Origin of the sequence: Kitasatospora sp. NPDC057198 (genome assembly GCF_042670125.1) — a bacterium.
GTDB lineage: Bacteria > Actinomycetota > Actinomycetes > Streptomycetales > Streptomycetaceae > Kitasatospora.
In genome coordinates this window covers 1-6,700 of the sequence record NZ_JBHUWH010000425.1, presented here as the reverse complement: position 1 = coordinate 6,700, position 6,700 = coordinate 1, and the positions used below count along the sequence as shown (strand labels likewise).

Sequence of the window (6,700 nt, the reverse complement as noted above, 5' to 3'; positions counted from 1 at the left end):
CCCCGCGCGGGCGGTCGTGGGACACCCGGTGGGTGTCAGCGCCGTCCGAGGCGCTCGACGAGCATCGCCAGCAGGGCGATCCGGCCCGGTGCGCCGGCGGTGTCGAGCCACTCCTCGGGGGTGTGGTCGGCCCCGCCGACCGGGCCGAGGCCGTCGAGCGTGGGGATGCCCAGGCCCGAGGTGAGGTTGGCGTCGCCGACGCCGCCGGTGGAGGCGCCGCGGATCCGCAGGCCGAGGTCGGCGCCGGTGCGCAGGGCCGCGGCGAGCACGGCCGCCGCCTGCGGGGTGTGCTCCATGGGCGGGCACAGGTCCAGCTGGTCGACCCGGGCCGCGGTGCCCTCGACGACGGTCCGGGCGGCGGCCGCGCGGATCTCGGCGATCGCGGTGTCCAGGCCGGCGGTGGTGGTGGCGCGGACCTCGACGTACAGCTCGGCCTGCGGGCACACGATGTTGGTGCGGGTGCCCGCGCGGACGACGCCGACGTTCAGGGTGACGCCGGGCCAGGTGCCGTTGAGGGCCTGCAGGGCGACCACCAGGTGGGCGGCGGCGAGGGCGGCGTTGGCGCCGCGCTCGGGTTCGATCCCGGCGTGGGCGGCCCGCCCGGTGACGGTGACCAGCAGGTCGGCGACGCCCTTGCGCTCGATGACCAGGTCGCCGTTCTCCCGGGCGCACTCCAGGCCGAGCGCGTAGTGCGCCCCCCGTGCGGTGCGCTCGGTGACCGGTCGGCTGGCCGGCGAGCCGACCTCCTCGTCGGGGGTGGCGAGGAGGACGAGCTCGGCGAAGGCCGTCCGGCCGTGCCGGACCAGGAGTTCGGCCGCGGTGACCCCGGCCAGCAGGCCGCCCTTGTCGTCGCTGACGCCGGGTCCGTGGGCCCGGCCGTCCTGGACGCGGAAGGGGCGGGCGGCGGCGGTGCCGTCCTCGAAGACGGTGTCCATGTGGCCGATCAGGACGATCCGCGCTCCGCCGTCCTCCTCCGGCACGGACCCGGTGAGCCGGGCGACGAGCACGTCGCCGAAGCGGTGCCCGTCCACCCGCCCGGGGGTGGTGCGTTCGGTGCTGAACCCGATCGCGCGCAGCCGGTGCTCGAACCAGTCGGCGACCCGGTTCACGCCGTCGGCGTCGTAGGAGCCGGAGTCGATGGCGACGAGTTCGGCCAGGTCGGCGAGGTAGCGGGGCAGGGCCTGCTCGGCGGCGGCCGCCAGTTCGGCGGCGGCGGCGCGGTTCGCCGGTTCGGCGGGGGCGCTCACAGGACCTTGGAGAGGAACGCCCTGGTGCGCTCCTGCTCCGGGCGGACCAGTACGGTGCGCGGGTCGCCGGCTTCGACGACCACGCCCTCGTCCATGAAGACGGCGGTGTCGCCGACCTCGCGGGCGAAGCCGATCTCGTGGGTGACCACGACCATCGTCATGCCGTCGGCGGCCAGGTCGCGCATCACGTCCAGGACGTCGCCGACGAGTTCGGGGTCGAGGGCGGAGGTCGGCTCGTCGAACAGCATCAGCTTGGGCTTCATCGCCAGGGCGCGGGCGATCGCGACGCGCTGCTGCTGGCCGCCGGAGAGCTGGGCCGGGTAGTGGTCGGCGCGGTCGGCGAGGCCGACCCGCTCCAGCAGGCGCAGCGCCTCGGCGCGGGCGTCGGTGCGGTTGGTCCCGGCGACCCGGACCGGTGCCTCGGTGATGTTCTCCAGGGCGGTCATGTGCGGGAAGAGGTTGAAGCGCTGGAAGACCATGCCGATCTCGCGGCGGCGCTCGGCGACCTCGGACTCGCGCAGTTCGTGCAGCCGGTTGCCGGACTGCCGGTAGCCGACCAGGTCGCCGTCGACGGTGAGGCGTCCGCCGTCGACCTTCTCCAGGTGGTTGATGCAGCGCAGGAAGGTCGACTTGCCGGAGCCGGACGGGCCGAGCAGGCAGCAGACCTGTCCGCGTTCGACGGTCAGGTCGATCCCCCTGAGGACCTCCAGCCGGCCGAAGTGCTTGCGCACGCCCTCGGCGTGCACCATGGGGCGGGCCATCGGTTCAGCCCTTCCGTTCGCGGGTGGTGGGGAGCAGGCCGGGCAGGCCGGTGAGCATCCGCCGCAGCGGGGAGGTGTGCCCGGCGCGGGCGGTGCCGCGGCCGTAGCGGCGCTCCAGCCATGCCTGCGGCACGGACAGCACGGTGACCAGCGCCAGGTACCAGAGGGCGGCGACCACCAGCAGCGGGATGATCCGGTAGTTCTGGTTGTAGACGTCCTGGATGTTGGACATCAGGTCGTGCGCGGCGATCACCGAGACGTACGCGGTGGTCTTGAGCATGTTGATGGTCTCGTTGCCCATCGGCGGGATGATCACCCGCATCGCCTGCGGCAGCACGATCCGGCGCATCGTCAGGGCGGGCTTCATGCCCAGCGAGTGGGCCGCTTCGGTCTGGCCCGGGTCGACGGACTGGATGCCGGCCCGGACGATCTCCGAGGCGTAGGCGGCCTCGTTCAGGCCCAGCGCGAGCAGCGCCGCGACGGAGGCGGGCAGCAGGTCGTTGGTGTCGAACTCGACGAAGGTGACCGTGGTGAACGGGATGCCGATCATCAGGTGCTTGTAGAGCGCGGCGGCGTAGCCCCAGAAGAGGATCTGCACCAGCAGCGGGGTGCCGCGGAACAGCCAGACGAAGCCGGTGGACAGCCCGTAGAGGACGGGGTTGTCCGACAGCCGCATCACGGCGACCAGGGTGCCCAGGACCAGGCCGACCGCCATCGCGGCGACGGTCAGCCACAGGGTGGTGGACAGGCCGTCGAAGATCAGGTCGGCGAACAGGTAGTGGCCGACGACGTCCCACTTCAGGTTCGGGTTCTTGGCGAGCGAGCCGACCAGGCCGACCAGGCCGAGCACGGCGACGACGGCGGCGGTCCACTGCCCCCAGTGCCGGACGGGGACGGCCACCAGGTCGTCCGGCCGGGCGGGGGCCGCCTCGGCGGGGCGTTCGGTGACGGGCATGTCAGTCCACCGCGCCGTTCTTGGCGGCCTGCTTGACGGCGATGGAGGCGACGCCGTACTTGTCGTAGATCTTGGCGAGCGAGCCGTCGTCGATCAGGGCCTGCACGGCCTTCTGCACCGCGTCGGTCAGCTGCGGCAGGTTCTTGGCGACGGCGATGCCGTTCGGGGAGGCGTTGTAGCCGCCGAGGGCGGCCGGGTCGTCGACGACCTCGAACGCGGCGCCGTCGTCGGCGGTCTTGGCGGTCCAGCCGGCGGCGGGCTTGGTGAGCACGTCGGCGACCACCTTGCCGGAGCGCAGGGCGAGTTGGGCGTCGGAGTCCTTGGGGAAGGTCTGGACGTCGACGGCGCCCCTGTCGAGTTCGCGGCACGTGTCCTGGTGCTTGTCCAGGAGCTTCTGCTGGTTGGTGGCGCTCTGCACGGCGACGGGGTGGCCACACAGGTCGTCGAGGGTGGTGATCTTCTGCGGGTTGCCCTTGGCGACCAGGATGCCGCTGCCGGAGACGGAGTAGTCGACGAAGTCGACGACCTGCTCGCGCTCCTTGTTGTCGGTGATGGCGCTGATCGCGGCGTCGTACTTGCCGGCCTGGAGGGCGGGGACGATGCCGTCGAACTTCTGCGCGGTGAACTCGAAGCGGACGCCGAGCTTGGCGCCGAGGGCCTGCCCGAGGTCGTGGTCGAGGCCGGTCATCTCCTTGCCGCCCTCGGTGGCGTACATCTCGAACGGCGCGTACGGGACGTCGGTGGCGACCCGGACCCTGCCGGACTTCTTGACCGCGTCGGGCAGCGCGTCGTGCAGGGCGGGGTCGGCGCTGATGCTGACACCGGCGACCGTGACCGGGCCGGTCGCCGCGGGAGCGCCGGTCCCGCTGCTCCCGCAGGCGGTCAGGGCGAGGGAGCCGCACAGGACGAGGGCGGCCGGCAGGGCCGATCTGCGGGGGGCGGAGGAGTTCACGGGCAACCTTTCGAGGACCTGAGCGGCGCTGAGGGGCCGCGCCGCAAGCCAGGACGTTACAGCCAAACCAGCTTGGTGGCCATATGTAATGAGAGTTACGAATCCGTAACGCCCGACGGACCTCGGAAAAAACGCTGATGGCCCCTCAGTCGGCCAGCGCCACACCCCAGAAGGCCGTTACATCCAGCCGGAGCCACCGCGATTCCGTACGGCCCACTTCAGCCATCCGCCCGCCCTCGGCACCGTTGCCTGAATGTAACTCTCGATACATGCTCGCCAAACCTGCGACAGGTGTAACTTCTGTTCGCGCCGCGCACCCACTCCTCCGAGGCGCACGACCGAAGGGCTCCCCCATGACCTCCTCCCGCACCGCCACGATCAGAGTGATCACCTCCACCACCCTGGCGGCCGCCTGCGGCCTCGCCCTGACCGCCTGCGGATCGTCCGCCGCCGACCCGGCCCGCGATAGCGGGTCCGCCTCGCCGGCCACCACCGTCGTCAAGGGCGTCGCGATCACGTCGGACCCGAAGCTCACCGACAAGCTGCCCGAGGCGGTCAGGAAGGCGGGCCGGGTCCGCGTCGCCACCGACGTCCCCTACCCGCCGTTCGAGATGTACGCCTCCGAGGGCAGCCAGGAGATCACCGGCATCGACTACGACATGGGCCAGGCGATCGGCGCCCGGCTGGGCGTCCGGTTCGAGTTCACCGGCCAGAAGTTCGACGGCCTCCTCCCGGCGGTGCAGGCCGGCAAGTTCGACGCCGTCATGTCCGCCATGACGGACAAGAAGGCGCGCGAGGAGGCCGTCGACTTCGTCGACTACGTCAACGCCGGGCCGGGCTGGCTGGTCAAGGAGGGCAACCCCGAGGGCATCGAGGTGGTCACCGACGCGTGCGGCAAGAGCGTCTCGGTGCAGGCCGGCACCAACCACCAGAAGATCCTCGACCAGCGCCAGGAGCTCTGCAGGCAGGAGGGCCGGCCGCCGATCACCGTCCTCGCCTTCCCGAAGGACTCCGAGGCGCAGCTCGCACTGCGCTCGGGGAAGGTCTCCGCCGACTTCCTCGACGAGGTGACGGCCGCCTACGTGGCGGACACCGCGGACGGGGGCAGCACGTTCGACACCGTGCTCGGCAAGGCGGCCGTCGGGCCGACCAGCGCCTCACCGATCGGGATCGGCGTCTCCAAGTCCGTCCCCGGACTGAAGGAGGCCGTTCAGGCCGCGCTCCAGTCCCTGATGGACGACGGCTCGTACGGCAAGATCCTCGACGCCTACCACGTGCCCAGCATCGCCATTCCGCAGGCCACGATCAACGGCGCCCTCGACTGACACCCCCGCCGGCCGGGGCCGTGGTGCCCGCCACCGCCGCCAAGGCGATCGCCGCCATCACCGGCGGGAGCGGCAGCATCGACGTCACGGTGCTGGCCGACTCCGCCTCCAGCGGCAGCAGCCAGACCCCCGAGTGCGACGTGTTCATGGGGCTGTCCGGCGTCAACTCCTGCACCACCGACGTCGTCACCTCCGCCACCGACGGCAACAACGCCCAGGTCAACACCGACGTGCGCAACGCCGAGTTCGTGTACTTCGCCGGCGGCAACCAGTGCGTCTACGCCTCCTGGAAGGGGACCTCGCTGCAGTCCTCCGTCCAGTCGGTCGTCGCGAAGGGCGGCGGCTCGGGCGGCGGCAGCGCCGGCCACCACATCAACAGCGCCGTCGTCTACGACGCCTGCACCGCGAGCACCGACTCCGCGACCGCGCTGGCCGACCCCTACGACCGCAGCGTCACCTTCACCACCGGCATGTTCGCCTGGCCCAACTACGCGGACACGATCAACGACTCGCACTTCGTCACCCGCGACCGGATGGGCCGCACCATGGCCTTCGTCGCCCGCGCGGTCAAGGACGGCCTGACCACCTCCGGCAAGGCGTGGGGCGTGGGCGTCGAACAGGGCGGCGGCTCGCTGTTCCTGGACAAGAACGGCCTGGCCACCCTCTCCGGCTCGGACGCCTACGTGGTGCTCGGCGACCACCAGCCCGAGCAGGCCGCCCCCGGCAAGCCCCTCACCTACTCGAACTTCAAGATCTGGCACCTGACCGCCGGACAGACCTTCGACTTCAAGGACCGCCCCACCTGCGGCTACTACACCCGCAGCGTGACCAACGGCACCCCCGACGCCAACCTGTACTCCGGCACCCCGGTCACCGACTGCGGCGGCGGTGGCGGCACGGGCACCGGCTCCTCCTTCACCGAGACCGAGCCGAACGACAGCACCGGCACCGCGAACGACCTCACCGGTCTCACCTACCCGGCGACCGTCACCGGCAGCATGAAGTCCGCCTCGGACCGCGACTACTACAAGCTGTCCCTGACCTCGGGCCAGACCGCCACCGTCACCTGCACGGTCCCCGCCGCCTACGACGCGGACCTGTACTTCCTGAACGCGAACGGCAGCACCCTGACCCGCTCGGTCAACGACGGCAAGGGTGCGGGCGAGTCGCTGAGCTGGAAGGCGACCAGCAGCGGCACCTACTACGCCGACCTGGAGGCGTACAGCGGCTCGGGCAGCGCGGCCTACTCCTGCGGCATCACCAAGAGCTGACCTCCGCGCCGCCCCCCACGGACGCCACCGCCCCCGCCGCCGACTCCGCGCTCACCCACGGACTCAAGCAGCGCCACCTGTCGATGATCGCCCTGGGCGGTGTGATCGGAGCGGGGCTCTTCGTCGGCTCGGGTGCGGGCATCGCCGCGGCCGGTCCCTCGATCGTCGTCGCGTACGGCATCTCCGGGC

The 6,700-nt window shown here is 71.7% G+C and carries 6 protein-coding genes and 1 pseudogene; 3 read left to right on the top strand and 4 right to left on the bottom strand.

Annotated features, from left to right (window positions below; translation table 11 throughout):
- Positions 1–35: 35 nt before the first annotated feature.
- From ACFUEL_RS32130 to ACFUEL_RS32115, 4 genes are read right to left on the bottom strand one after another with little or no spacing between them, the layout of a single operon-like run.
- A complete protein-coding gene (locus ACFUEL_RS32130) occupies positions 36–1,247 on the bottom strand; it encodes a M20/M25/M40 family metallo-hydrolase (RefSeq protein ID WP_380240494.1) in 1,212 nt (403 codons plus the stop codon).
- Positions 1,244–1,996, bottom strand: a complete 753-nt coding sequence (locus ACFUEL_RS32125) for an amino acid ABC transporter ATP-binding protein (RefSeq protein WP_380240496.1) — start codon at positions 1,994–1,996, stop codon at positions 1,244–1,246. The genes ACFUEL_RS32130 and ACFUEL_RS32125 overlap by 4 nt, the downstream gene beginning before the upstream one ends.
- A 16-nt stretch (positions 1,997–2,012) precedes the next feature.
- On the bottom strand, positions 2,013–2,963 hold the full coding sequence (locus ACFUEL_RS32120) for an amino acid ABC transporter permease (protein ID WP_380240492.1): 951 nt from the start codon (positions 2,961–2,963) through the stop codon (positions 2,013–2,015).
- A 1-nt stretch (position 2,964) separates the two neighbouring features.
- Complete coding sequence (locus tag ACFUEL_RS32115; protein ID WP_380240490.1) at positions 2,965–3,915, bottom strand: ABC transporter substrate-binding protein; 951 nt, start codon at positions 3,913–3,915, stop codon at positions 2,965–2,967.
- A 353-nt stretch (positions 3,916–4,268) separates the two neighbouring features.
- Here ACFUEL_RS32115 and ACFUEL_RS32110 point away from each other — a divergent pair, with 353 nt between their 5' ends.
- The 3 genes and pseudogenes from ACFUEL_RS32110 to ACFUEL_RS32100 all read left to right on the top strand — a co-directional run.
- Positions 4,269–5,240, top strand: a complete 972-nt coding sequence (locus ACFUEL_RS32110) for an ABC transporter substrate-binding protein (protein ID WP_380240488.1) — start codon at positions 4,269–4,271, stop codon at positions 5,238–5,240.
- Positions 5,241–5,263: 23 nt separating this feature from the next.
- Entirely contained in the window at positions 5,264–6,511 is a 1,248-nt protein-coding gene (locus tag ACFUEL_RS32105; protein ID WP_380240486.1) for a pre-peptidase C-terminal domain-containing protein, read from the top strand.
- Positions 6,508–6,700 (top strand): annotated as a pseudogene (locus tag ACFUEL_RS32100) (amino acid transporter); the annotation flags it as partial. The gene ACFUEL_RS32105 and the pseudogene ACFUEL_RS32100, both read left to right, overlap by 4 nt.